This is a genomic window from Clavibacter sp. VKM Ac-2872 (genome assembly GCF_015351105.1).
Lineage (GTDB): Bacteria > Actinomycetota > Actinomycetes > Actinomycetales > Microbacteriaceae > Clavibacter.
The window spans coordinates 15,243-41,280 of sequence record NZ_JADKRR010000005.1 but is presented as its reverse complement, the minus strand read 5'-3'; the positions used below and the strand labels follow the sequence as shown (position 1 = coordinate 41,280).

Sequence of the window (26,038 nt, the reverse complement as noted above, 5' to 3'; positions counted from 1 at the left end):
GGTTGTGCGGGATTCGACGGCCGCATCGCCGTTCCTGACCCGAGCGCGCAGGCACAGCTCGGGGGCCCGGACCTGCGCGAGATCTGCGGGATGACGCCCTCCCAGTGGAAATCCGCGATGCCTGCGGGAGGGCGATCCGCCTTCCATGGAGAGGCCCCTGGCCGGACGCGTGGATGCGTCCCACCAGGGGCCCTCCCGGCCGTCCCGCTGAGCGGCGGTGACGGGGCGGAACTCAGTTCGACTGGTAGAAGTCCGCGAATCCGTCCGCCTGACCCGTGAAGACCTTGCCGTTCACGGCCACCGTAGGCACCTTGGTGATCCCGGGGATGTCCTGGGTCGCCTCCAGCGGGCCGGTGGTCGCGGCCGCGGTGCGCTGATCAACCCACTCGCGGTAGCCGCTGATGTCGGTGAACGCCTTCTCCATGCCCGCCTGGCGGCCGAGCTCGGTGAGCTGCTCGTCACTGAGGCCGGGAGTGTTCTCCTCCGGCTGGTTCTCGAACAGCGACCTGAAGAAGGTGATTGCGGCGCTGGGCTCCTGCGCGGCGAGGGCGACGAACATCGCATTCGATCGCGACGAGTAGTCGGTCCCCTGCGAGAGCGAGTTGAGGATAGCCGTCGGGTGGACGCGGACGGTCAGCTTCTCGTTCAGGGCGTCCCCGAATATCAGCTGCCCATTCTGCTGCTCGAATGCCTTGCAGTACGGGCACATCGGGTCGACCCACATGTCGAGGACCTTGTCCCCCTTCCCGAACTGCACATAGCCCTCGTCGAAGTGCACAGTGTTGATCGTGCCCTGGGGGACGGCCGTCACCGGCTCAGCCGCCACCGACGTGGCCGAAGCGGCGTCGGACGAAGCGGGGCCCTGGCTGCAGCCGGCGGCGAGGACGCTCAGCGCGACGGCACCTGCGAGGACGGTGGCCGATCGGGCGAGACGGGACGAGCGCGGGCGTCGTCGTGTGGCGCGGGCGGATTCTCCTGTAATGGTCATGCCACGATCCTGGGCGATGTCTCCCTCGGGCACATCGGGCCGGGAGGGGACACGCGTGGGACGCTGGTACGGGATCCCGTCACGCGGATCAGGCTTCCGGATGAGACGTGAACACGGAGACGCGCGTGGAGATCGTGGTGATGTACCGCGTCGGATTCTCCGCTGACGAAGCCCGCCAGGCGGTCCCCTCCGTCGTCGGCCAGCGCGTCCTCACGGGCCGGGAAGCCGGGCTCGCGAGCATCGAGGTGGAGTGTCACCGCGTCGTTGCGCTCTTCTGGGGGGCTCTCCCGGACCCGCGATCGCCTCCGCACGATCCTGCGGCACCGGTGACCAGAGCTCGGAGCTTCTCCTGCGTCCGGACGAGAAGCCCTGTCGCGACGCTGGCCCGGGGCAAGGGGCCGGCTCCTTCTCGGGCTGCGCTTGGCGTGTTACCGGGCCGCTCGGCCGTCGCGAGATGTCGCATCGCGCTGAGTCTCCGTGCGGTCACGCCTGCACGCACGGGAGCACGATCGTGAAAGTGGTTCCCGTGGCGCTCTCCACCTCGAGGGTGCCGCCGTGAAGAGCGATGTTCTCGCGCGAGATCGAGAGGCCGAGCCCGCTGCCCTCGCTTCGCGCACGCGCTGGGTCCCCCTTGACGAAGCGATCGAAGACGCGAGGCAGGAGCTCTGCGGGCATGCCGGGACCATCGTCAGCGATCACGATGCGAAGGGTCTCGTCCTCGACACGGGCCACGATGCGGATGGCCGCAACGGGGGCATGCCGAACGGCGTTGCCGACGATGTTGGCCACGACGACGTCGAGACTGCGAGGGTCCACGACCGCCCGCAGGCCGACGGGGACGTCCACGTCGACCATGTGGCTCCAGCGCCTCATCGCGAGCGTCCGCTGGACCAGCTCATTGAGCTCGATCTCGTCCAGGGACAGCTCTGCGGTCCCGGCGTCGAAACGGGAAACCTCGACGAGGTCCTCCACCAGCCGCGCGAGCGATCCCGTCTGCTGGGTTACGAGATGCGCCGCCTCGGCGGTATCGCCGGTCAGGTGCTTCGCATCCGCCGCGAGGACCCCGGCGACGGCGGTCATCTCAGCCAAGGGGGTTCGGAGTTCGTGCGAGACAACGGCTCGGACTCAGCCCGCTGGCGCCATGACATATCCGGGGAAATCCTGAAGCACCCTGGCTGCGTCCGTATAGCCCATAATATCGTGATTTTGGTGATTGGTCGAGTATCTGCCCGAATCGGTCGCTATTCCATAAAACGTACCAGTGCGGCTCATCACGGGCCCCCCGGAATCACCCTTGAGCAAATTGTCACCGTTGTCACTTATTCCCGCAGCGTAGACCTGGTTGGGAACCCATTCACCAGGAACTGCGGTGCTGGTCCAGATGCACATTGACAGTGTGATAGCACCCCCGGTGCAGAATCTCTCCTGAGGCGCAGGAACGCCCTGCGAGACCATCGGCAGGGTTGTCTCGTGCCCTGGGCCGAAACCGGGAAGTAGTACTTTGTTAAACGCACGGGGCGTGAACGAGAATGATACAGTACACTGATGCCCTCCCGAACCTCCGCCACAGTGGTGGAAATTGTGACGGACTCCTTCTATGCGGACCAAGGCCAGATCATCCGGGTCCGCGAAAGCCTTCACTTGACCCACCTCGATTTCCGTGTGGCCACCGTGCAGATACATTATGACGGGTTCAGTAACGCGCCTAAAACAATGCTTGGCCATCACTACATACCGAGCGCCACGTTCTCGAGGTGAGAAAAAGGCATGCGCCCCTGTTTTTTTAAGCACCACTCCGGCCGTGCAGTCTTGCCCCGACCATTTACCCCATAGCTGGGAGCCGACCACAATAGGCAGGCTACTGCGGTCCGGGGTGGTTCGCGCATTGGCAGCCATAGGTGCAGTCATAGACAAAGCCAGGGCCGCAATAACCACGAGGGCGGGACCCTTGAGCCGTTTCGTCGAGCTTTTCCATCGCATTTCGCATACTCCTAGATAGATAGCCGAAGTGAGATGTTGTACGGCTTCTTGCACTTTAGTGCGTGATAACATGGAGGACTCGAATGATCCACAAGGCCACTCCAATCATCGGCCTCGTCTGAAATTCCATGCGCTCGGGTACGTGACCCGGCACCTGGCGAGCTCGGCGACCCGTTCACGCAGGAGACCTACGCGGACGCGTGCTAAGACGGTGAGCTCGTGCGGCATGATCCTTGCTTCCCCGTCGACGATATGCGTGCGGCCACGGAACGGACACCATCCGCCGTGCTCGATGAGCGGCCTCGTCGCCGTCGATGACGCGGCCGTGGTCATGAACAGTCTGGGCACGTCTCGGTCATGAGAAGCGATTCCCGGGGTTGCCCGGGCGTAGGCGGGCGCTGTTGCGCCCTGGCTGTACGGGCGAGCCAGCCGACGCAAAAAGAGCACCCACCGGAGACCGGCCCCCTAGGGGAGCCGCTCCGTAGCACGAGCTGAGCGCGCGCTTTCAGGCGGCCGCCGACGCGACCGCCGCCGCCTTCGACCAACTGGAAGCCGCGTCGCACGAGTTCTTGCTTGCATACCGGCTACGCCGCCCACGCGCGATATACGACCCCCTCCAACCCCGGGAGGACCTCGAGGAGCTCGCGCTGGAGGTGAGCTTCGCGGAGAAGATCCTCACCGCCGACTGGCTCGTGCCCGAGCTCACCCCACGTGGCAAGCGCTGGACCGACGAGCTCGCGCCGCGCGAGCTCATCGAGCAGGTCAGGGCCGGCGGCAACAATGAGGGCAAGCCCTACGCGCAGCAGCTCGACGAGAACCGCGCCACCGAAGCAGCCGTTCGAGCCATCCTCGACGCAGTCGCCCAGGCCCCCTGCGGCCGAGGCGACGACTGCCAAGTGCACGTCGTCACCCTGCCCCGTGACGCACCTGGTCCCGCATGCTGGCGACACCTGACCACCGACGAGAAGACCAGCATCGGCGCACTGTACGCGCAAGCAGTGATGGAGCACACCTGCCTCGACTGCGGCGCACTCCTGGGCGAGCCCTGCGACACGAGCGACTCCGCGAGGCTCGAGCCGATCGACGGGCGCTGGCCCCGCGTCTGCTCCTTCCTCGGACAGAAGATCCACAAGAACCGCCTCGACGAACTCGCACCCGCCTAACCCCTGCTGGCGTCACCGATTCGGCAGATCTATACGCCTATCTAGTAAATCTGACATATACAACTAGATTCCCGTAGAGTCGAGGCGTGGACCCACTGATCAACCCCTTCCGGCCCGGTGCCGGCATCACTCCACCAGAGCTCGTGGGCCGCCAGGCCGAGACCGACCTCGTCGACCTGATGGTCGCCCACAGCCGCGTCCACCGCAACGACGGCGGGCTGATCCTCTACGGGCTGCGCGGCGTGGGCAAGACCGTCCTCCTGCTGAGGCTGCAGCACATCGTGGAGAGCGCCGGGTGGGTGACCGTCCAGCTGGAAGCCCGGCCGGGGGAGGCCGGGAAGCTGATCGCCCGGCACTCCCTTGCACGGGGCATCGCGATGGCGGGACGGAAGATGATGCGCTTCCGCCACGCTGCCGACGAGGTGAAGACCGCCCTGTCGAGCGTGACCTCATTCACCGCCACCATCGCCGGCAGCGGCATCTCCCTTGGCGTCGAGCCCTCACCCCACCGCGCCAACTCTGGACTCCTCGAGGTCGACCTCGAGGAGCTCGTGTCGGACCTGGCCCTGCCGCTTCGGAAGAACAACAGTGCGTTCGCGATCTTCATCGACGAGATGCAAGACCTCGACCCCGACCTCCTCACAGCCCTGCTCGCCGTCCAGCACCGGGCCGGCCAGAACGACTGGCCGTTCTACATCATCGGCGCCGGCCTCTCCACGCTCCGCCGCACCCTGGCCGAGTCCCGCTCCTACGCCGAACGATTCACGATCCGCGAAGTCGGCGCCCTCCCACCCGCCGACGCCGCCATCGCTCTGTCCAAGCCCGCCGAGAAGTTCGGGGCCAAGTTCACGCCCGAAGCTCTCCAAGAGATCCTCGGTGCCGCCAATGGGTACCCGTTCTTCCTGCAGACCTACGGCAAGGCCGTGTGGGAACTCGCCCCCGACCGCAACATCGACGCCCAGGTCGCCATCGCCGGCATCGAAGAAGGCAACGCCGACCTCGACCAAGGCTTCTTCCCCGCGAGGTGGGACCGCACAACGCCGCTCGAGCGCGAGTACCTCCGCCAAATCGCCGAGCTCGGAGGGAGCACGGCCAGCACGTCCGCCATCGCAGCTGGCTTGACCAAGCCCGCCGCCTCACTGAGCCCGGTTCGTCAGTCCTTGATCGAGAAGGGCATCATCTACCCCGAGCGCCGTGGGTACGTCAGCTTCACCGTCCCGAACATGGACGCCTTCATCCGCAGACAGAACGACGTGGATGAACTCGGCGACTCCTGATCACGGAAGCACCCGCGCATACGATTGACTGCGCGGTCGGGGGCGGCGGCGGCATCTGACAGAGTCGAGCAGAGCCCTTCGGCGGCACGGTCATGAGGTGGAAGACTACACACAGCAACTCACCGGCCTCGGCGCGCACTTGACAGCAAGCGCGGCGCGATGCGCACGTCGAAGTCAGCAAACGAGCAAGTCGCCGCCCTCGATTAGATCGTGTCCGAGCTCCTCGTCGACAAGAGCAAGCTGACCCGCATCCCGCCAGGCCTACAAGCAGGAGCTGGTGGCTCAGCCGCTCACACCCGGCGACCTCCACTACATCACCGAAATAGTCGGGCCCTTGCTCGAGCAATTCGACGACGGCATGGACAACCCTGACCAGTGCGCGCAGTTCAAGAGCCACATTCGCATGCTCAAGCCGCTACTGTCCGTAGCGACGGTCGACGTCCCGCAACTCCTTGGTTGCAATTTCCGTCAAAGCATCGGGGGCCCGCTTGCAGAGCGGCTCGCAGAAGCCGACACGAGGACGTAGCGCAGATGTTCGACCACACCATCATCCACGACGTCCATACTCGCATCGTCTTCTGCGGATCAGTGCCGACATGCTAAGAGTTCAGAGCTGCGGAACCATTGTGCTCACAATATGCAGCTTGCCTAGACCATCTTGGACTTCCACATCGCCGCCCTCCCCGTCCCTGTGATCGGAGTTGGTGTTATCTACAGGCGAACCACAACTGAGTTCGATGAGGCGCGGAAGTTGACGGCGGCGGCAATTAATGTTCTCGCGTGGCACGAGGCGGAGCGGAAGCTCTTGAACAAATTGGAGTGCCGTTCGGCCGAGCGAGCGGCCGCCGAGTCACGATTAGACGCGGAGCACGACGTGCGTCTGGCAGAAGCGGGGTTGACCCACAAGACTCTCCGCGACTTGGGCGTCCTAACGCTGAGGGAGGCCACGTCGGCACCCGCGTGGCCGTCAGGTGGCGCACCCCAACCGCCCAGCCGACACGCCGTCGGTGCCGATCCGGTGAGGCACCCGGTGGGGGGTGGGGAAGAACCAGGCGCGCATGGGCGGGGCCCTGGTGCACCGGACGCCCCACCCGACGAGTACAGGACGTCCTGTCGCGGGGGTAAGCGTCAGGAGCGCGCGAGCTCCACATGCGCTCCCCGCGGGTACAGCACTCCCGTGCCGTCGCCCCGTGGGATGTCCACCGCCAACCGGCTCGTCGGGACGACCTCTCCGTACAGGACACGGCCCAGTGCCTCAAGGGCATTCTTCGCGTAGGAGTACGTCAGCAGATGCGTGCCCACCTCAGGAGTACGAGCGATGTCATACGGCTCGAGTACCGCTACGGAGATCACCGGCGCGCCGGACGCGATCAGCGCGGAGACGAGATCCAGCTGCCCGGAGCTAGTGTCAGCACCCAGGTTGCGTGTGGAGACCACGACGAGGTCGACCTGCTTCGCGAGCGACGCGGCGTTCTGAATGGCCGCCGCATCCGGTGAGATGCCGGTGGTCAAGAGCGTGGTGGTGTCTCCGTGGGCAGTGATGACCCCCGCGAGGTTCGTGGTCGTGCCAACGCCCCAACCCGTGACCAGTACCTTCCGAGGGCCGACCGGCAGCGGCAGGAGGCCGCCGTCATCCTTCAGGAGCGTGATGGTGCGGTTGGTGACCTGAGCAGCGGTAGCGAGGTGCGCCCCGCTGGCCACGCTAGAGGGGTCGCCGGCGATCGGCACCGTCGTGAGCATGCCGAACCGCTGCTTGAGACGCAGGATGCGGACGACGGACTGGTCAATACGCTCCTGCGACAGCTCGCCGTCGCGGACGGCAGCGAGCACCCCGTCACGCGCGGCGGGGAAGTCTGGCGGCATGAGGAGCTGGTCGACGCCAGCCTTCAGCGCCAGCACGGGAACACGAGCATCGCTGTAGCGCTGACGGACGCCGGCCATGTCGAGCGCGTCCGTGATCACGACGCCGTCGTATCCGAGCTCTTGACGGAGGACGCCGGTGATGATGGCGTGGGACAGCGTCGCTGGGTCCCCGCTGGGGTCGAGCGCCGGGACCACGATGTGGGCGGACATGATGACGCCTACGCTGGCCCGGATCGCCGCGGCGAACGGCGGGAGGTCGATGCGCTCCAGCTCCGCGCGGCTCCGGCCGATGGCCGGTAGGCCGGTGTGGCTGTCGGTGTCAGTGTCTCCATGGCCGGGGAAGTGCTTTGCCGCGGCCACGATCCCCTGTCCCTTCTGGAACGTGCCGATCTGGGACTGCGCGAGCGATGCGACGCGGGCCGGATCGTCGCCGAAGGAGCGCACGTGGATGATGGGGTTGGCCGGGTTGGACGCCACGTCCACCACCGGCGCGAAAGCCTGGTGGATCCCCATGGCTCGCAACTCGTCACGGGTGATCGCTGCGACCGCGCGCACGTCAGCGGACGCAGTCGGGCTAGAGGCGAGTCCCATCTGGCCGGGAAGGAGGGTCCCAGGAGCACGCACGACGTAGCCTCCCTGCTCCTGATCTGTAGAGATGAGGAGGGGTATCCCTCCCGCCTCCACCGAGGCGCGCTGCAGAGCATCGGAGAGCCGCGCTATCTGACCGGGCTCGGCAAGATTGCCTCGAGCTCCGGCGAAGTAGATGATGCCGCCCGGCTTGTGGCGCGCCACGACCTCCGCCGGGGTGGCGACTCCGTAGGCCGCCCGGTTCGCGGTGGCGGCCGCGTCGTCGGCACTGTCAGCCGCCTGCCCGGAGACGGCAAGGACGAATAGCTGCCCGACTTTCTCCTCAAGGGACATGCCCCGGACGATCCGGTCGACCTGGGCGCTCGTCGTGGTCGCGTGAGCCGTAGTACCAGCTGCATCTGCCGCCTGCAAGGCGACGGACGCCCCGACCGTGGCGGCAACAGCGATGAAGCCCCGTCGGCTCAGGGGGCTGCTGTCATGAGATGCCGTCTCATCAATCACGGTTGCTCTCCGTTCGTCTTGCGAATGACCGCCGGGCGGAATAGACGTCAGGGCTCGGCCCGAGAAACGCTTTGCCCGATGACGTGTCGCGGGAGACCTTACTGATCCGCTCCACGCCCCGTGCCGATCGTCCCCACCCCGACCATCTTGCTCATGCAGCGCGCGGGTGGACCGGACGGCTCGTCGGCTGCGTCCCGGAGCCATCCTTCGACGAGCAGTGCGGCCCGGACACCCGCTGGCTCATAGACGACGTCTTCGACGCTCGGACCCGTGGACAGGAGGTGGTCTCGTCCACGCACTCACGCGCCTCGTGGGTATGGCCCCTCGAGCACGCATCGAGCGAGCCGGAGGGTCCCCTCGTCGGGAGAAGTGGCCGGCGAGCTGTTGCGCCTTCCCGACGAGCGCCATCTCGTGCTCGACGTCGAGCGCCTCACTCGCGCGGTGCGTGAACTTGCTGTTCATGGGATCGTCCCCCTGCTCACCGGCGATCATGTGACACCTCGGCCCTTGCGCGTGAGAAGCGGGGGATCGCTCACTGGGTCTGTGGCCGGAGTCCGGCCCCTGCGACCGTTGCTGGTTGGCGTGCGTGGATCACCAGACCGAGCACGAGAGGGCGGGCACCGTGACGATCAACATCCGGCCAGCAGTACGGGATGACGAGCAGGAGCTCACCCGGCAGACGCAGCAGATCGCAGGAACGATCTTCGGCTGGACGGCAGCCCTTACAGACCCCTGACGACCGCGTCCTCACCTGCGTGGCCATGATCGGCGGGCACGTAGCCATCGGACGCAGCAACGGATTCAGCTCCACCGATGAGCGCCCCCACAACTTGGGCTGGTTATCGATCCACACGCTCGCCGTCGTCCCGAACCGGCGACAGCACGGCGCCGGAAGCCGCCCCTGCAGAACGAAATGGCCGCGCTGCCTCAAGACGCGATCGGCTTGTACGGCTCCGCCATCCCCGCGAACACGCCCGCGACGATCGACTGACACCGCGCACGCGACTTCCTCATCACCACGGTCGCCGACCTCGCGAACCCGCAAATGATACGCGGGGTACGCCTCGTCACCGCACCCGACCAGCTGTACTTCTACAGCGACGTGGCAGCGCGTCGCCACGGGGCCGGCAGACGAGCCACCGAGCGTTCCGAGGTCGACCGGATCAAGAGACAATTCGGCCACGAGCTCCGCCTCCGGCATCGCGTCGAGGCGCGACCCGTGGGATCGGCTATCGGGCATACGCAGATCAGGCCATCAGCTCGAGTAGGGGCGACCGCGCCCCCATTCCGCTCACTCTGGGTCGTGAGCCCGGCCGCGATGACCGGTGTCCTTCGGGAGCGCCTTTCGGGTGACGAGCGCGGCGACGAATTCGCGCCGCACGCTCTCGGCAGCGGCCCATGCCTTGTTGTTGGCGATGACCCGTCGGCGTTCGGCCTTCTGCTCCTCCGACTGGGAGCCCGCGCCCGTGGCTGGGCTCGTGGGCGTTCCGGTGGTCTCGTCTCGGCGGTAGCCGACGGCCTCGGGGTCGCGGAGGTAGTACACCGCCACCGGCTCGCGAAGGTAGGCGACCACGCGCACCCCGCGGCCGTCGAGCGTCCATCTTCTCCGAAGTCAGGAGCGCGTCGCCGCCTTCGACCGTCACGAGATCACGCACCGGCACGAAGTCCGCGTGCTCGGGGTTCTGGGGATCCACGATCACGTAGCCGCGGCTCTCGTGGTCGCTGATCGCCGCCTGCACGGCCTGCTTCCGTGCCCGCTCCTGCTGTGAGAACCGCAGCTCGTGATCGAACTGCGCCGGGCGCGTGCGCGCCGTCTCGATGAGGCGAGCCTGGATCTCCGGGTACTCGTCGAACTCGACGAGCGCGGCGGCCTGATCCAAGGTGAGCTGGTGGTCGGTGAGCGCCGCGGCCGGGGAAGGCGTGTTCGCGACCCTCAGCGTCTTCTTGACCACTCGCGGTCCGGTACCGGTGCGCTTGGAGATCGTGGCCATGCTCATGCCCTCCAAGGAGAGCTGCTTGAACGCGACCGTGCGCTCTACGTCCGTGAGCGCGCTGCGCTGGTCGTTCTCCACGAGCTGCTGCACGATCCGCTCGGCGGTGGCGTCGTCGCCCTCGATGATGTGCACGGGGATCGTGGTCAGGCCGACCTCGCGTGCGGCGAGGGTGCGGCGCTGTCCGGCGCGGACGAGCACGCGGCCCTCGACGTCTCTGCGGGCGAGGACGGGCGTCAGGACACCGTTCGCCGTGATGCTTCGCACGAACTCACGGGTGAGGTCCGCGCTGGGGCGCACGTTCTCCTCGATGATGAGCGTGTTCGGGTCCAGGTACTCGGTGACCCCGTTGGTGCTGGTGGTGTTCTCGGTAATCGTCACGTGTGTTCTCTCTTCCACTCGTTTTTTGCCGTGAAGGCGTTTTTACGCCTTAGCGACCGGAGGGCGTAGTGCAACCCGAAGGGCGGTGGGGGAGAAAATTTCGGGGCGAAATAAGGGAGCTTGCGACCGCGTCCCGAAAATCTCGGAGGAGCCGGCGGCGCAGCCGCTTGCGCGGAGCCCGCAGGTGGCTACGAGGGAGCGCAGCGACCGAGCCGCCGAAGGCTTCACGGCAAAAAGACGGGCCCGCCAGGGCCCACACAGCGCCGCGCAGCGGCTCAGATCAGGCAGAGGGCGCCGCGGAGCGGCACAGCTCAGACCAACACCTCCGAGCAGCGGCACCGATCAGGTGAACGGTGCCGCGCAGCGGCTCCGCTCAGGCTGTCGTCACGCACCCCGCAGCAGCGCAGGGTCCGACACACTGTGACGATGATTACCTGGAATCTACGCCTGCATGTCGTCAAGAGCATCAGTTCAACGGAGCCGGATAATACCATCGGCTGGGCAATGCTATGGCATTTGAAGTCGGAGGCGCTCCCACGCATGGGGGAGGTAGTGGCTCTCCATCACGAGTCGTTTCGTGCCGTCTTTGACGTGTTGCGTCTCGGCCTGGTCGATCAGTCGGTGGTCACCAATGTCGAGCATTCCGTCTCGGCGGGCGAGGAGGGCGGCAGTGTGATGGTCGTGGTCCGCACCACGGCGCGATACGGCGCGAGCACTCTGCGGCTCTCCGAGCTGCCGCACTGGACGCCGTTCGCCGACTAGGGGGCGCCGCCCCCGCTGAGGTGAACGGCGCCGCGCAGCGGCTCCGCTCAGGTCAAGGATCCGGCGAGCCGGTGCCGGCTGATGCAGCCCTGGAAGGCCTCCCGGGGGAGCCGCGCCGGGAATCACCGCCGACGACGTCGACGGGTTGGAGCTCGCGGCTGGCTCTGCTCTACGAGGTGGCGCGCTGGCGCTTCTCGGCCAGGTAACGACTCACGCGCTCGTCCTCGACGATGAACTCCTGCCAGGGGGTCCATGGGGCCCAAAGTGCTCGGGTGTCGGCCTCGGTGAGGCCGAATGCGCGTAGCCCGTCGTTGGGGAGGATCCAGCCGTCGGCGTCGTACATCGGACCACCGGTCTTCCATGTCTGGTACTTGCCGGCCGCGGCGCGCTCCTCCAGGAGGGTCATCACGACGGGGTCCTCCTCGAGCCTGGCTACAGGGCAGCTTGAGGAGAGCCCGGGGACGACGTCCTCGTAGTCAGGATCCGGCTCTAGAGCGCCGACCGGCTGCACCCGGTACAGCGCGCCGACGGACTCTCCGAGCTGGTTGCGCATCTTGTGAGCGAAGGCGCGAGCGAGCTGCCGGTCGATGGTGATGTAGACGCGGTCGAACTCGCCGGGGTGCTCACCGTAGGACGTCCCTTGCATGGAGGCGATCTGCTCACGGAGGTACTCGGCCGCGCCCGGGATGTCCTTGGGCGGGCGAAGAACCTGTCCGACCGAGAGCCCGGGGTAGCCGCCGTGCCAGTATGTGATCTGCGCGGCAGCCAGGTACGCCCGGCGCTGTGCGGCGTTGTCTCGTGCGGCTCGTCGACGATCAGCAGATCCCATGGCCCACGACCATAGCGCCATGGTGAGCCGAGGCATCGAGCGGTTCCTCGGCGCCGGCGCGGCGTCCAGCAGCCGGCAGTTCGCGTTGGTTTGGCACACATCCATGCCTCCTCACCGTGCAACCAGGGGTTGACGACGACGACTCGCTGTCGTTGAGCGTCGGCTATCTCTCGAGGGACTCGTCCCCGCGAGAACGGTGAGGCTCGTGCGGTCCCTGGATCGACGACGACTCGCGGTGCGGTGTGCTGCGCTCGTTCGGGTCGATGCCCGCCGCGCGAAGCATCTCGCGCTCGGCGAGCTCGCGACGGCTATAGGCCGGCGCCTCGCCTGCGTCGCGCGCCGCCCCCTGCTCGCGGCCGGCGGCGCGCGCAGCGCCGAGGGGCGCCAAGCCCTCGGGGACCCTAGTCGGCGCGGTGTCGATCAGGTGAGCTCGGAGGTAGCCAGCGAGGGGCGGTCGGGGCCGGTGATCGCCTGCAGGCGGTGGTGGCGGAGCTCGTCGACGTCGATGCTCACCCAGTCGATCGGGTGGCCAGCCCGCTGCGCGAGCGCGGCCACGAACATGGACTGGCTGCGGGTATTGCCGTCGCGCCAGGGATGGATCGCGGAGAGCTCACCCCACCGATCAGCCAGCCGCTCGGTGAACGTGTCCGCGTCGAGGCCGGTGAGGTAGTCCTCGATGAAGTCGGGCCTGCAGTACGGGATCCCGGTCCCGTCGCCTGGACGTCGACGTCGCGGATCCGGCCGGCGATCCCCGGGAGGAGATCCCCGAACATGCGCACGTGGATCCCCCGGAGGTACTCGAGGTCCAGGCTCTCCGGCGCCGGCTCGGTGTAGATCCTCGCGAGCACGAACAACGCGACGTCGTTCATGGCCTCGTCGAGCTGTACGTGGTCGCGGATGCCCGCCTCATTGATGAGGACGCCGACGCTGCCCGGGTACGTGTACTTGTCGTCGACGCTCATGCGATCGTCAGGGCGACGCCGGCGCTCAGCGCTGGCGGAGAGGGAACCCGTACTTCGCTGCGACCTCCGCGCGAGCCTCGTCCTCGGTCATCGTCCCCTCGAGGACGCGACGGGCACGGCCGAGCGCCTCGGCGTTCGGGAAGTGACCGGCGAGCTGCTGCGCCTTCTCGACCAGCGCCATGCCCTGCTCGACGTCGACCGTCGGCGCACTGCGCTGCGTGATCTTGGTGCTCATGGGAACCCCCCTGCTCACCTGAAATTATACGGGTTGTGAGCGTTGTCCGCCTGGGAATCGTGACCCCGTGAGGGACCGGTTACGAGGGGCCGGACGGGCCACGCCGATCACGACGTGGTCATGCCCGAGCCAGGCCGCTGAGCGTGATCAAGATGCCGCGTTCGCGGAACGCTCGGGGGCTCTCCTCGAGCGCGGTCTCGCGGTAGATGTTGGGCGTCGACGCCCACCACTGGCCGGGCTTCACGGTCCGCCACGCATCGTGGATCCAAGTTGGGGCTGCCCAGCCGTCCCGCTCCGCGAGGTAGTCCGCCAGCGCGGCGAACGCCGCGTCGAGCTCGAGGGATCCTGTCGGGGCCGGTGGTTCGGTGAACACCTGCGCGCCCAGCTCCGTGCCGCCGCGCCGGCAAGTGGACGTGTAGTCGTCGAGAGTCTGGAGAACTCCGAACCGCCAGCCGGCCGTCGACGGCTCGCCGGCGTCGACGAGCTCAGCGGCGTCGCGGGCAGCGCCCGCCGCGGTGTGTAGCACCCCCGCGGAGCTCCGCGGCGCCGGCGGCGCCAGCTCCGCGAGCCGGATCATCTCCGTCACGGACAGGATCTCCCCCTGGAACGCCACACCCCACCTCCTCCTACATGCGGCCCCGCCTCGCCGAATCCTGCTCCGGACAGGGGCCGTGTGCGTCTGCCGCTCGCCACATCCTGGCGCGATGCGACGCTGACCGCATGACCCTTGACGACCAGACCTCCATCGACGCGGTACTCATCCTCGAGGGCCTTGCCCGGCTGGTTCGCCTCCCGGGAGTGGGCGAAACCGAGGACAATGAGACATGCGCAGCCCGCATAGATGGCGCCGCACAAGCAGTTATCCGCGACGCTGGCATCGCCGCCGTGGATCTGGACAGGGCACGGCAGGAGACGGCCGCCGAGTGGGAAGTCGGCATGATCTTCGCGCTGATGCCCGGTGACGAGGTCCTGAGGTTCTTCGCGGACCTACTCAGGAGAGCGCGACGATCCGGGGAGAGGATCCTCACCGCCGAGCCGGAGCCCCCGAAGACCGAGCGCTGATGACCACCACCTGACGACGGCAGCACCTACTCAAGGAGGAGAACGGGCATGACCAACTACGACGAGCTCGCCGAGCGCGCCGAGCGCGGTGAGCTCGCGCTAATCCCGGGTACCCAGAGGCGCGGCCACGCCGCCCGCGCGGAAGCCGAGCCATGCTCATGGACGCCACCGGCACGGACAGCCTCACGGCCGCCACGGCCGTCGCTCTCGTCCGCCCGCGTCTCGACGAGTAGTCGCAGGCAGAGTCGAGGACCCCAGTGGTGAGGTCGACGACCGGACCGCCCGCTCAGCTCTTCCTGTCCCATCCCTTCCGTCGGACGCGCCACGCGCCCGGCGAGACGGGGCCAAGGGGCGCGACCTGCTCCATCAGGGCGAGTTGCGCTTGAGCCAGCGTCCGCACGGCGCCGATCCGCACTCGCTCGAGGGAAACGTCGAGAACGAGTGCCGCGCAGTCCCGCGCCATGATGCGGATCTCCTGTGTCGATCGCGCTTGCGTGACCGCGCCCACTGCGGGAATGACGACGATCCAGTAGCGGCCTTCGCGGTAGATGTACACGTGCAGCAGGAGCGGCATCGTTCTTCCTCACCAGACTCCAGGCATCGCCCGAAGAGAGCACCCTACCTGCGTTCTCGAACCGCTCACAGCTAACTGCAGGCACCGGCATGATGCGGAACGAGACGCTCGACCGTGGCTCTCGGGGCCCACCGCGATCCGCAGCCGTCACGCACCAGCTGGGGAGTGTGCATACCCAACATCTTGTGTCGATCGAGCCGTTATATCCTTATATACAGATATAAGTCATGCGTACGCATGGAGTTGTCGAGGAAGAGCACCCGATGGGTGCAACGATACCAATCCGTTACATGCCCCAAAACGGGGGCGCGGCGCCGCGCGGCGCGCGGACAGCACACCAGTGCCGGATTTCCAAACGCTCGTGTGGAGAGAAGCGGCAATCCTGTGCACACGATTCCCTCGCGCACGCGGACTCCCTATGCAGCCAGGGGTGAGTAGCGCGGTAAACCGCCGCCTCCACCTGTGGATAAGTTCGGGGGTACTCCATGCTTGCATGCGGCTCAAACGCCACTGGAGGCCCGTAGCGGCGATTTGACGGGCTAGCCCGTCAACAACTAGGGATAGGTAGGGATCCGCGGCGGCATAGGCGCAAATGTCGGCTTCGAGCGGTACAGTGATGAACGCAGAAGGCCCCGACAGTGACATCACCGTTGAAGGCAGATGCAGCAGGTCGGGGCCGGAGTGTCTTGGTAGGACAACTTCGATTCTAGGGGACCCAGTTCCCCGATGACTCCGTTTGTCCCCCGGACAGGGGGAGTCGGGGCCTGCTTCGTGAAGTAGCAGTGAAGGAGTTCCGTGATGGCTAAGTCCTCGCGCTCGTCCAAGCCCTCGACCGCCCAGCTGAGCCGTGCGGGAAGGACCCTCGCGTCCGACTCGTCGAGCAAGGCAGCCAAGTCGAACGCCGCGGCGACACTCGGCAAGGGCTAACTCCCTGGGAGGGCAGTGCGAGAGCACTGCCCTCCTCGCTGTATGCGACATCACGACCTCCCACGGCTACCTGATCGCCTCCGGGCGAAAGGAAGCAGCACCATGTCCATGACGACAACCAGCAGTACCCGGCAGATCCCCTCAGGAGAACCCCACCGCAACCGGACGGCAGGGGTTCCCCACCTCGCCATCGAGAGCATCCTCCGGATCAACGGAGCTCGCTCGTGAGCGCGCGACGCGTCTCCGGACTCTTCGTGACGTGCCCGGGCTGCCGCCGGAACCTCGGCCCCTACAGCCGACTCGTGGCAGGGCCGAAGCGCTGCACGCACTGCGGGCGGCACTTCACCCTCCGGGTGTAGCCCTCGGGCCAGGACCGGTGAGGCGTGCGGCCACAACTCGCGCGCCTCACCGGCTCACGGTCACCACACCGACGTCCGCCGCTGGCAACTGGATCCGGGCGCCCGGGCACTGTCCTGGCGACCGCGTTCGGACCCCTCTACTCGAGCTAACTCCCTCGCCGATAATGTACCTTATGTCATGTGCCCGCCGCGCGCGAGGCCGAACTGGCCACCTCGCTCGCGCCCGCAGCCCTCGGCACATGAGCACCCTTACGCTGCGTGAGCTCCCGGTCGCACCCCTCGATGTCAACAGGCGCGGCGTCGCCGAGACATTCCGCCTTGGTACCCACGCCTGGTCGGTGCCGGTGCCGAGTGGTTCGCCTACGCCCTAGCCGTCGCCGAGCGCGACGGCGGCGCGTCAGCGCGGTGGAATGGACGCTCGGCGCGTCCCGCCGGAGGGTCAAGATCACCGCGTGGGCAGTGGTTGCAGAGCGCAGCTGGGTACACGCCCCGGGATCGAAAGAGATGCAATGTCCAAGTCATCACGGCGACTCACCGCCGTCACGATCGTCAGCGGGGTAGCCACTGCTGCTCTGGCGTTCGGGGCGCCGGCCATCGCGGCCTCCGCCGCCCCCGCGAGCGACGGCCACCACGTCACCACCATCGGCCAGACCACTGTCTCGACCAGGACCCTGATCACCAATGAGGACCAGCTCACGGCGTTCGAAAAGAGTGCAACACCGAAGGTCATCACGATCGACCCCACGACGAACACGGTCCAGTCGGTGACTGAGACCACGAAGACTGCACAGTTGGATGGCATCAGCAACCCCTGCGAGTCGGGTGCCCTCTGCTGGTCCGCAGCGAAGACTCCGTATGCAAACTTCGGCTTCTCTGGAGCTGGCACTTACAACGGGTCCTGGCCATGGCGCGGCACAATGGATTCCAATAACTGGGGCGGCCAACTGACTTACACGATCAACAACAGCGGAGCCTCGTCGACGACCGACCCATTCGGCCACAACTCGGAGATCACCTTCGACCGTTCGACCGTGAACAACGTCCGAGGACTTAAGGTCGTGGTCACTTCATAGCCAGCACATGACAAGGGGTGAGCGGCGAAACGCCGCTCACCCCTTCTCGCGTCCTGGCGTCAGCCCGAGACGGAGGTGACGGCGTTGGTGTCCGTGTCGATGTTGATGGTCTTGTGCCGATCGGAAGCGATGAAGGCAACCAGGCTCTTGGTGTCGTGAATCCCCAGGCCAGGGGCGACCGATGTCGTTGCAAAGTCGACCTTGACGCGCTCGGCGTCTCGAGGGGCGGCAAAGGCAGCCCCTGGTACCGTCGCCAGGCCTGCGGCGACCCCTGCAACTATTGCTGCTCCTACGATCTTTCGCTTCATGGTTGTCACAGCGCTCCCCTTCTTCAACCGTGGATCGACCTTAGCTCAGGAGGCGAAGATCATCGCCTTGCCACACCGACCATCGGTGCCGGCGTCCGCGCTCAGGACACTGCAACGCTCCGCGCCTCGACAGGGGAGGCGCCTCGGGGCGGCGCTCACCTGCCTATGTCAAGGAGGCCGACTCGTCGTCTGGTTCCCACTCGAAGCGCTCCCACTGCGTACGAGGAGACCAGTGCAGACAGTCTCGCCTACTCATCGTGCTGGCGATCCAAACATCCGTCACGCCGTCAGGAAGCACGGGCGCCCCTTCGGGCATTGACGGTTGATCGTCGTCGTCCTGCATCAGCATCGAGTTGACTGACCAGACCTTGCCCACGGTCGCCCAGATGAAGACGTGCGTCTCAGCGCCGCCGAACTTCTGGAGCTTTGTGGCCTTGTCGGGATGCCGGTTGAGGATGCGCTGAATCCACGGTAGAAACTCGATGGGGTCTTCCCAGCTGTTCCACCCCCCGACGGAGGCCCGGATCATGCCCATGCCATCGATCGGCGCCAGCCACTGCACCCCGTGCCGCTCAAGAGCCTCACGCGTGCGCAGCCGCTCCGCGTAGTCATCTTCGCTGTCGAAGTTGTTGGACGACGGGTAGTCAAAGGGGTTGTCGGCGTAGGTCATCGACGCGAGCTGTGCCGGCAGGGACTGTTCCAGCTTCTTGAGCTGCGCGTTCCTGCTGACGATGACGTGCCAGGAGGGCTGTTCCGGGTCTGCGACGAAGCGAAACTTGTTCGCCTTGAGCCGGTTCCAGGTCTTCGTGAACGCGCTGTCGTGGTCGCCAACAACCTCAAGAGGGACTGGACCTGCTTCGGTCCGGATCACTGCGTCCACTTGCCCGTTCTCCAGTCCGTCGTCGTATCTGTCGACGGGGACGCCGATGCTCTCGCTCACGATCTTGCGAGCCCATCTCTCCAGATCGCCCTCATCCGGACGAGCCCTGTCTTCTGGCTTCGTCATGCTGCTCCCCTTCTGCTGGTGACCCCCATCTCGCGGGCTGCTCGCGCGCGGTCACTGTACGTCCCTCCTTCGATGAGTTGCCTTGTCCGATAGGGGATGCCTGTCCGGTCTAGTTACGGAGAGCTGCGGCCGCGACTCATCACCTGATTGCGGTGTGCCCTCACCAACGCATGCGCGTGCTTCAACACCACCCCCTTGTGGATCGTCTAGGTGGGAATCGAGCGATGGCGCGACGATGACGTAGCCACAGTGAGCGGCGCGAGGGAGTCGTCATGTCTCAAAGTGCCGTGAAGCGTTGGGTCCTACTCATGGGGGTAGCTGGTCCGGCCTGCTTGGTCGTGGCAGCCGTGTTCCCCCCCGCTTGCGGTGGTCGGGGTTCTCGCGGTACTCGTCGGCGGGATGGGACTCACGTCGATGTACTCACGGTCAGTGAACCGCTGGTCCTGGGCCGTTACGGCGGGTGCGCTTGCGCTGGTGTTCCTTGTTTCAGCGGTGACCGCGTGGGAGCTGTGGGGCGTCGCGTTCGACCTGTCCGACAGCAGCGCAGATGTACCCGTTGCGCTCAAGGTGGCCTTGGGTGGCTCGTACATCGGAGTCTTGCTCGGGTTGGTTGGATTCGTGGCCGTGGCCGCAGTGTCCGCGGTTCGTGCGAATCGACACGCGAGAGACACACGCCACACCAACCCCGTGTGAGCAACTCACACTGAACTCGTCGCAGACAGTTATGGTCCGACCGCGGCGCACGGGTGACCCAACAATCTGGACGGCACTGCCCCGCATTAGGACAGGGGACATCGCTATGTCAGTACGTCACTGGGGATCGGCGCTCGGAATCGTCGGGCTCGTCGCGACCGGACTCATCCATCCCACCACCGCGAACGCACTTACGGATGTCAGCGGCCTCAGCGCAGTGCGAACGATAGCCCCCGAAGCCTTCCGGGCAACGGCAACGTCCTCGGATGACGCTGGTGTCGGTGGCCAGCCCGGACGTGCGTACACCCTTGATCAGTGGGGCACGACGGCTATTGTTCCCGCCGATGCGGAGCAGCCAGTGAGCATCTCAACTCAGGGCAAGGCACCGATCGAGGTCGCGCTGCCGTTCGCACGGGATGCGCACTAGATCACATCGACTTCGACCGAGAGCACCTTCGACAACGGCAACGGATCGAGCACCGTTGTGCTCCCGAAGAACGAAGGAGCAGTCGAGTTCACGACGGTGATTCGTAACATCGACGCCCCGGCGTCCTTCACCTACGATTTCAACCTTCCCGCAGGGACGCACTTGTCGTCTAACGGCGACAGCGGGTCGGTCAGCGTCGTGAACAGCAAGAACCAGTGGGTCGCTGGGGTATCGGCTCCGTGGGCGAAGGATGCTTCTGGTACGGCTGTGCCAACGCACTTCGGTATCTCAGGCGACACGCTGACCCAGTTCGTGGATCACAAGGCTGGCCACTTCCAATACCCCATCGTCACCGACCCCTGGATCGGCGTGGCACTGATCAGCCACGTAGATTGGACCCCAGGAGACCAGTGGGGCCCGACAGCGGAGATCTACCCTACCGAGGCCGGCCGGAACATCATCTTCGCTCCATACGCTGCAAACGAAGCAGTGTGGGGTGAAGCGCTTGAGAAGACCACTCGCTCACGTCTCGACCACAACAACCTTCACGACCAGTTCACATGCCACTGGCAGGTAGTCCGCTTGCGCGCGCCCAACAAGCCAAGCTGGAACCTGGACAGCAAGCGCCCCGACGTAGGACTCGCCCGAACTATCGCCGCTGACTGCAACCCCGGCGGTGGCAGAGAAGACTGACCGGCAGCCACTCCATCGGGGCAGCCAGCCGCTTGAACGCGGTAGGCAATCCCGTCCGCACAGGAACGTCCCGAATCAGACACTGGGCCGCCTTCGGCGGTGTGACGTGTGCGATTCACCGGTGTCTCAACAGCCGATCATCAACCGGACATGACTCCGGTCGGCGGCTCTCCTCAAACCTGCGCACAATCGGACGTCTCACATAGGTGGTCCGCATGAGGGTCCGGTGACGGTGCCTTATGTGAGACTGGTCTCATGACTTCGTCCGTCCTCGTCGGTTACGCTCGCGTCTCCACCGATGCCCAGGACCTCACCGCACAACGGGAGGCCTTGCGGGCCCTCGGAGTGCCGCCGCGGCTCATCTACAGCGACAAGGGCATGACCGGCACGAACCGGGACCGACCGGGACTGCGTGCGGCGTTGGCGGCGTGCCGAGAGGGCGACACGCTCGTGGTCACCAAGCTCGACCGCCTCGCTCGATCCCTCCGTGACGCGACGGATATCGCCGAAGAGCTCACGCAACGCGAAGTCCGATTGAACCTCGGCGGCGCGGTCTATGACCCCACCGACCCGGTGGGCCGGCTGCTGTTCAACGTGCTCGGGATGGTGGCCGGGTTCGAGTCCGACCTCATCCGCGCCCGCACCCGTGAAGGAATGGCTGTTGCGAGAGTTCGAGGGAAGCTGAAGGGGCGCAAGCCGAAGCTCTCGCCCGCCCAGGAGCGGCACCTGGTCGCGTTGCACCGCGCCGGCGATCACTCCGTCTCCGAGCTCGTGGAGCTGTTCGGGATCGGCCGAGCCACCGTGTACCGGGCGCTGGACCGGCACCCGGTCACCACGAGCGCCGAGGTCACCCTGCCCCGCGTCGACGACGAACCGACGACGTGACCCGGACCGCGTTCGTCGACGAGTCTGGATCCCAGGAGAACCGCGACCCCGGCACCTACATCCTCGCCGCCGCGATCTGCGACGAGCAGCACCTCGACACGGTGCGGGACGTGATGCACGGACTACGGCGGACCAAGGTCAGGAAGGTGCACTGGCATGAGGAGAGCGAACCCCGGCGCCTGCAACTCGCCGCCGCAGTCGCAGAGCTCGCTCTCGAACGGCTGGTGGTGGTCCGCTCGGTCGACAGCACCGAACCGTTCGAGCGACGGCGCCGGAAGACGATGGAACGGCTTCTGCATGAACTCACGATGCGCGACGTCGCGCTCCTCGTAGCGGAGTCGCGTGGACCGGCAGATGACCGGCGGGATCGCGACCACCTCGACACGCTCCGCGCCGCACGCGCCCTCAACAGACCGCTCCGGCTCGATCACCGACGAGGCCCCGTGGAACCCGTCCTGTGGGTCGCGGACATCATCTGCGGCGCGATCGTGCAGGACCGCGTGGGCAACCCCGAACCGCTCGCCGCCCTCGGCGACATCCAGATCATCACCGTCGACGGCTGACCGGTTAAAGCGCAAAGTCTCGGGCCCTACTTCCAGCAGGAACTCCCGAGACTCACTTTCAACCCCACCGCAATGGGGCGACCCGCCCAGTGTCTCACGGGTGACGGGATCCCACCACAAATGCACAGGATCCGCTGCACTGTCCGAGCGCTGTGACGATCTGGCGATCCGTGCCCTGCTGCCGGTCGAGACCCGCGCGTACCCGATGAGCTTCCCCACGCCGCCCTACCCGTCACGCAACCGGCGATGAGCTTGCCTGGCTCGGCCGGCCCGTGCGGGCCATGGTTGCGGGACAGTCGCGGCTGCGGTGTTCCGTATCGGGCTCCGACCGCTTCTCGCCGCAGGGGCAGCGCTGCCGGCGATGAGATCGTTTCGCACCCACCTAAGCCCTGTGGAGAACTCGTTCTGACTGATCTCAACCAGGTGCTACCTTCTCATCACTCTTCAAGGGGACCGGACACCAAGTCCAGCCCCAGCCAGGGAACAGACACCAAGTCCATTCCCTGGCCAACCACAACGAGGCACGGACACCAAGTCCGTACCTCACCCGGGACCGGACACCAAGTCCAGCCCCAGGTAAAATCGGTAGCGCCCCGGGCAGGTGTAAATACCCGGGGCGTTACTGATTTCATCGCATGAAACTTCGGCGAGCCCCGCGGCCAGGAGCGCGCCGGTCTGCGTTGCCGTGAGGCCGAGGACGGCGCCGACGAATAGGGGCAGGGCGAAGTCCACACCTGTCCCGCAACCCAAGGCCTGCGGGATCGCGAAGGAGGCAACTTCTTCGACACCGGCCGGTGCGCACGCAACGCGCTCTAGTGGAAATGTACGACCTACACTACATCCTGCATAATGCCGCCTGGATCAAAACCCGCTGGCCGCGATGGACAGGTCGCCTTCTCGTGCGGCGACAGGGATCCGCAAATCCTGTGGGACGTGTCTGCGCGGACGGTCCCGTCACGGAACTCCTGGCCACTCTCCGCGTGACTCGAAGGCCATCGAAGCAACCACCGCTGACGCGATTCCGTGAGGTCATCCCCACAAGCGCGCAATGAGGGGTGTGCAGAGAATTCGCGGACGCCTCGTGGCGTGGCCACCCTAGGCGCTACCGATCCCACCGACAGAGGGGGTTCCATGCAACCCACACAGGTCCATCGCCTCAACTCCGGCCAAGCCCGGGAGCAGGCTCCTTCACCCACCGGATCCCCACTCGACGAGATCGACGGAACATTCGACTACGTCGTCGTCGGCGGCGGCGGGACCGCGGCCGCTTTCATCGATGCCACGTTAGAGCAACGCCCAGAGGCGCGGGTCCTGGTCCTCGAACAGGGGGGCTCGATGACTCCCACACATGCGCAGAACCTCGGTGTCTCGTACCAGCCCCTGATGGCTTCGATGGGAGCATCGCCATGGGAGTCCGAGGGCGACCTTTCGCTGGCTCCGCAAGTTCCACATCTCGGGGGGCGCACGCTCGTGTGGAGCGGCTCGTGTCCACAACCGACAGGCGATCAGCTACGCAGCTGGCCGCGAGACATCATCGACGACCTCGACGCACACTGGCATGACGCCCGGAGTTGGCTCGGAGCGCGTCCCGCAGTGGACACCGGTCCCGAGTACGCCGCCTTGCATACAGCCATACGAAAGTCATCCGTTCGCGCCACCGTTCGCCAGAGGAGTCTCGTCACCCCCGCGTGCGACAAGGACCTCGATGCGCCGCTCGCCTACTTACCCCATGTCGACGGCGGAGGCCAGAAGTTCGCCGCCATCGTCCCGCTCGTACGCGCAGCCGCTGATCACAACGGCATCCAGATTCTGACCGGCTGCATGGTCCATTCGCTGTCGGTGACGAACGGTGAAGTCGTAGCCATACGCACGCAGCACGGCGATGTTGACGTGCGCGGTACACGGGTCATCCTCGCCGCCGGTAGCGCAGAAGCGACCAGCATCGTTCTGCGTTCCCAACCGGAGCTGGGCACACCTCTCGCCGGGGAACGCCTATCAGCTAGCGGCGCCAGCTTCTTAACTTGCCGCATTCCACGCACTGCTTTTCGCGGCCTGTCACACGACCGACCAGAGCTCGCCGCGCTCTACATCAACGGCACGGCAGGGCCGCGAGATTTCCATCTGCACCTCACGGCCGCTGCCACATCCGCGCCCGCACGGGACCTTCAACGCGTCTTCCACTTGTTGCCGGACATGTTCGGCGATGGCACACCCGAGCGCATGTGCGACCCAGAGCACGTGGTCCTGCTCGTCCACGGGCTATGCCAAATCGGCCAAGACATGAACAGGATCTGGATTGACACGCGTGGGCGGACCATCAGCTCCATCCACCTCGACGACTTCGACAGGCACGTCTGGGACCAGATGGACGAGGCAATCGATGCGGTGGTGTCCTCGGTCGCCGGAGGCGCGCGAGTCGAATACTGGAATGCCGTTGAGGACCAATGGCAGGGGCGCCTTCCGACCCGGCGAGTGCCGACGGCGTTCCACGAGACAGGGACGCTGCGCATGGGCACCGACGCGGCAAGCTCGGTCACCGACATCTGGGGTCGACTCCGAGGTACAACCAACTTGTTCATCCTGGGCGGCGCCGCATTCCCGTTCCACGGGTCATGGAATCCGTTCCTCACCATGGTCGCGCTTGCCCGGCGGCTGGCGCGGGAGCTCGAGAGACGCGGACACCACGGGTGGGACGAGGAACAGCAGTGATCCCGCCAAACCACGATGATGCGCTTCTTACCCAAGCGTTACGCGACGGCGGCGCCGCTGGCGGCGCTGCGCTCGCACCCAGATGTGCTGCTCCAGCGCCTGCGCGTCACCATGACAATCTGATCGGGATCGTTGGAGCGACGGGAACGGGGAAGACAGATTTCTCCGTTGAAGTCGCAATTCGGTATCGCGAACTGGGCGTGACCGCGGAGATCGTCAATGCCGATGCCATGCAGCTTTACCGAGGCATGGACATCGGGACCGCCAAGATTCCTGTTGCAGACCGGCATGACATCCCGCACCATCAACTCGACGTGCTCGATGTGACGGAACGATCGACCGCAGCCACCTACCGCGCGAGAGCCCGGGCTGACATCGACAACATCATCGGTCGCGGCAACGTCGCGATCCTCGTCGGCGGTAGCGGACTCTACATATCCGCAGTTCTCCATGACCTCGATTTCCCCGCCACTGACCCCGACCTGCGTGCGGAACTCGAGCGTGATCATCAGAAGCTGGGTCCAGACGACCTACTGGCCCGTTTACATGCGCTTGACCCAGTTGCCTCAGCGAGGATCGACCGTCGAAACCCCCGCCAGTTGATCCGCTCACTGGAAATTGCGATCCGGAGCGGCCAGAGCGTACCTTCGTTGCCCCCGGCACCCCACGTGTGGCGCGGCTACCGTGCGGTCCACCTACGACGGGACCGCGAGCAGTTGTTCCCTGCCCTACATGCACGAGCAGAACGCATGTTCCGTGATGGTCTCCTCGACGAGGTCGATAGGCTCCGCCAGCAGGGACTCGAAGCCGGACAGACCGCAAGTACCGCACACGGATACCCTCAGGCGATTGCAGTCCTAGACCGCCGGTGCTCAATAGAGGATGCCGTGACATCCACCACGCGAGTGACCAAGAACTACTCCCGGCGTCAGGTCCGTTGGTTCGCGCGATACGCCGACGCCGAGGTCCTCGATGTGACGGGCTCGGATCGTCAGCGGCTGGCAGAGCTAGCCCGACGCTTCGTCCGCACGCCAGCTGAGACAGCATGAGCCCTCTCTCGAGGCTGCCTGCAGCCTCGCCGCAGGGACAGCGCTGCCAGCGAGGAGATCGTTTCGCACCCACCTAAGCCCTGTGGAGAACTCGTTCTGACTCATCTCAACCAGGTGCTACCTTCTCATCACGCTTCAAGGGGACCGGACACCAAGTCCAGCCCCAGCCAGGGAACAGACACCAAGTCCA

At 66.0% G+C, this 26,038-nt stretch carries 22 protein-coding genes and 2 pseudogenes; 12 read left to right on the top strand and 12 right to left on the bottom strand.

What is annotated here, in order from left to right:
- Window positions 1–232: 232 nt before the first annotated feature.
- The 3 genes and pseudogenes from ITJ40_RS16240 to ITJ40_RS17305 form a co-directional block, all read right to left on the bottom strand.
- On the bottom strand, window positions 233–988 hold the full coding sequence (locus ITJ40_RS16240; protein WP_194668064.1) for a DsbA family protein: 756 nt from the start codon (window positions 986–988) through the stop codon (window positions 233–235).
- 483 nt (window positions 989–1,471) lie between these two features.
- Window positions 1,472–1,960 (bottom strand): sensor histidine kinase, encoded by a 489-nt coding sequence (locus ITJ40_RS17310; RefSeq protein WP_370532081.1) that lies wholly within the window; start codon window positions 1,958–1,960, stop codon window positions 1,472–1,474.
- Window positions 1,934–2,095, bottom strand: a pseudogene (locus tag ITJ40_RS17305) (histidine kinase dimerization/phospho-acceptor domain-containing protein); the annotation flags it as partial. The gene ITJ40_RS17310 and the pseudogene ITJ40_RS17305, both read right to left, overlap by 27 nt.
- Before the next feature lie 1,526 nt (window positions 2,096–3,621).
- Here ITJ40_RS17305 and ITJ40_RS16230 point away from each other — a divergent pair.
- The 3 genes from ITJ40_RS16230 to ITJ40_RS16220 all read left to right on the top strand — a co-directional run bounded on the left by ITJ40_RS16230 (window position 3,622) and on the right by ITJ40_RS16220 (window position 5,934).
- The gene (locus tag ITJ40_RS16230) at window positions 3,622–4,131 is read left to right on the top strand and encodes a hypothetical protein (protein WP_194668062.1); all 510 of its coding nucleotides are present in this window, start codon (window positions 3,622–3,624) and stop codon (window positions 4,129–4,131) included.
- Window positions 4,132–4,217: 86 nt separating this feature from the next.
- Window positions 4,218–5,408 (top strand): ATP-binding protein, encoded by a 1,191-nt coding sequence (locus ITJ40_RS16225; RefSeq protein WP_194668061.1) that lies wholly within the window; start codon window positions 4,218–4,220, stop codon window positions 5,406–5,408.
- A gap of 277 nt (window positions 5,409–5,685) precedes the next feature.
- Complete coding sequence (locus ITJ40_RS16220) at window positions 5,686–5,934, top strand: hypothetical protein (RefSeq protein ID WP_194668060.1); 249 nt, start codon at window positions 5,686–5,688, stop codon at window positions 5,932–5,934.
- A 602-nt stretch (window positions 5,935–6,536) separates the two neighbouring features.
- Here ITJ40_RS16220 and ITJ40_RS16215 read toward each other — a convergent pair.
- Window positions 6,537–8,360: a glycoside hydrolase family 3 protein gene (locus ITJ40_RS16215; protein WP_370532077.1), complete on the bottom strand. Its 1,824-nt coding sequence runs from the start codon at window positions 8,358–8,360 to the stop codon at window positions 6,537–6,539.
- 1,247 nt (window positions 8,361–9,607) lie between these two features.
- Window positions 9,608–10,732 carry a ParB/RepB/Spo0J family partition protein gene (locus ITJ40_RS16210; RefSeq protein ID WP_370532076.1) on the bottom strand — a complete coding sequence of 375 codons (1,125 nt, stop codon included), beginning with the start codon at window positions 10,730–10,732 and terminating at the stop codon, window positions 9,608–9,610.
- A gap of 426 nt (window positions 10,733–11,158) precedes the next feature.
- Here ITJ40_RS16210 and ITJ40_RS16205 point away from each other — a divergent pair, with 426 nt between their 5' ends.
- The gene (locus ITJ40_RS16205) at window positions 11,159–11,494 is read left to right on the top strand and encodes a hypothetical protein (protein WP_194668058.1); all 336 of its coding nucleotides are present in this window, start codon (window positions 11,159–11,161) and stop codon (window positions 11,492–11,494) included.
- A 169-nt stretch (window positions 11,495–11,663) separates the two neighbouring features.
- On the opposite strand, the gene ITJ40_RS16200 is transcribed toward ITJ40_RS16205, so the two are convergent.
- The 4 genes and pseudogenes from ITJ40_RS16200 to ITJ40_RS16185 form a co-directional block, all read right to left on the bottom strand.
- Window positions 11,664–12,323 carry a hypothetical protein gene (locus ITJ40_RS16200; protein ID WP_194668057.1) on the bottom strand — a complete coding sequence of 220 codons (660 nt, stop codon included), beginning with the start codon at window positions 12,321–12,323 and terminating at the stop codon, window positions 11,664–11,666.
- 606 nt (window positions 12,324–12,929) lie between these two features.
- A pseudogene (locus ITJ40_RS17500) lies at window positions 12,930–13,001 on the bottom strand (cell filamentation protein); the annotation flags it as partial.
- A gap of 309 nt (window positions 13,002–13,310) precedes the next feature.
- On the bottom strand, window positions 13,311–13,520 hold the full coding sequence (locus tag ITJ40_RS16190) for a hypothetical protein (protein WP_194668056.1): 210 nt from the start codon (window positions 13,518–13,520) through the stop codon (window positions 13,311–13,313).
- 118 nt (window positions 13,521–13,638) lie between these two features.
- A complete protein-coding gene (locus tag ITJ40_RS16185; protein ID WP_194668055.1) occupies window positions 13,639–14,133 on the bottom strand; it encodes a hypothetical protein in 495 nt (164 codons plus the stop codon).
- 107 nt (window positions 14,134–14,240) lie between these two features.
- Between ITJ40_RS16185 and ITJ40_RS16180 the strand changes: the two genes are divergently transcribed.
- Window positions 14,241–14,582 (top strand): hypothetical protein, encoded by a 342-nt coding sequence (locus tag ITJ40_RS16180; RefSeq protein ID WP_194668054.1) that lies wholly within the window; start codon window positions 14,241–14,243, stop codon window positions 14,580–14,582.
- Between the two features lie 286 nt (window positions 14,583–14,868).
- On the opposite strand, the gene ITJ40_RS16175 is transcribed toward ITJ40_RS16180, so the two are convergent.
- Window positions 14,869–15,156, bottom strand: a complete 288-nt coding sequence (locus ITJ40_RS16175; RefSeq protein WP_194668053.1) for a type II toxin-antitoxin system HicB family antitoxin — start codon at window positions 15,154–15,156, stop codon at window positions 14,869–14,871.
- A 798-nt stretch (window positions 15,157–15,954) separates the two neighbouring features.
- Between ITJ40_RS16175 and ITJ40_RS17300 the strand changes: the two genes are divergently transcribed.
- The gene (locus ITJ40_RS17300) at window positions 15,955–16,083 is read left to right on the top strand and encodes a hypothetical protein (RefSeq protein ID WP_255526495.1); all 129 of its coding nucleotides are present in this window, start codon (window positions 15,955–15,957) and stop codon (window positions 16,081–16,083) included.
- Window positions 16,084–16,951: 868 nt separating this feature from the next.
- Entirely contained in the window at window positions 16,952–17,515 is a 564-nt protein-coding gene (locus tag ITJ40_RS16170; protein ID WP_194668052.1) for a hypothetical protein, read from the top strand.
- A 59-nt stretch (window positions 17,516–17,574) separates the two neighbouring features.
- Here the strand turns inward: ITJ40_RS16170 and ITJ40_RS16165 are convergent, their stop codons facing one another.
- Complete coding sequence (locus tag ITJ40_RS16165) at window positions 17,575–17,832, bottom strand: hypothetical protein (protein WP_194668051.1); 258 nt, start codon at window positions 17,830–17,832, stop codon at window positions 17,575–17,577.
- Window positions 17,833–17,986: 154 nt separating this feature from the next.
- Window positions 17,987–18,829 carry a hypothetical protein gene (locus ITJ40_RS16160; protein ID WP_194668050.1) on the bottom strand — a complete coding sequence of 281 codons (843 nt, stop codon included), beginning with the start codon at window positions 18,827–18,829 and terminating at the stop codon, window positions 17,987–17,989.
- Window positions 18,830–20,006: 1,177 nt separating this feature from the next.
- On the opposite strand from ITJ40_RS16160, the gene ITJ40_RS16155 reads away from it, so the two are divergent.
- From ITJ40_RS16155 to miaA, 5 genes are all read left to right on the top strand, one after another.
- Window positions 20,007–20,642, top strand: coding sequence for a DUF2599 domain-containing protein (locus tag ITJ40_RS16155; protein WP_194668049.1), 636 nt, complete (start codon window positions 20,007–20,009; stop codon window positions 20,640–20,642).
- A gap of 255 nt (window positions 20,643–20,897) precedes the next feature.
- Window positions 20,898–21,527, top strand: coding sequence for a recombinase family protein (locus tag ITJ40_RS16150; RefSeq protein ID WP_194668048.1), 630 nt, complete (start codon window positions 20,898–20,900; stop codon window positions 21,525–21,527).
- Window positions 21,524–22,090 carry a hypothetical protein gene (locus ITJ40_RS16145; RefSeq protein WP_194668047.1) on the top strand — a complete coding sequence of 189 codons (567 nt, stop codon included), beginning with the start codon at window positions 21,524–21,526 and terminating at the stop codon, window positions 22,088–22,090. The genes ITJ40_RS16150 and ITJ40_RS16145 overlap by 4 nt, the downstream gene beginning before the upstream one ends.
- Before the next feature lie 1,131 nt (window positions 22,091–23,221).
- Complete coding sequence (locus ITJ40_RS16140) at window positions 23,222–24,799, top strand: GMC oxidoreductase (protein WP_194668046.1); 1,578 nt, start codon at window positions 23,222–23,224, stop codon at window positions 24,797–24,799.
- Window positions 24,703–25,848, top strand: a complete 1,146-nt coding sequence (gene miaA, locus ITJ40_RS16135) for a tRNA (adenosine(37)-N6)-dimethylallyltransferase MiaA (protein ID WP_194668045.1) — start codon at window positions 24,703–24,705, stop codon at window positions 25,846–25,848. Before ITJ40_RS16140 ends, miaA begins: the two co-directional genes overlap by 97 nt.
- The last annotated feature ends 190 nt before the right edge of the window (window positions 25,849–26,038 follow it).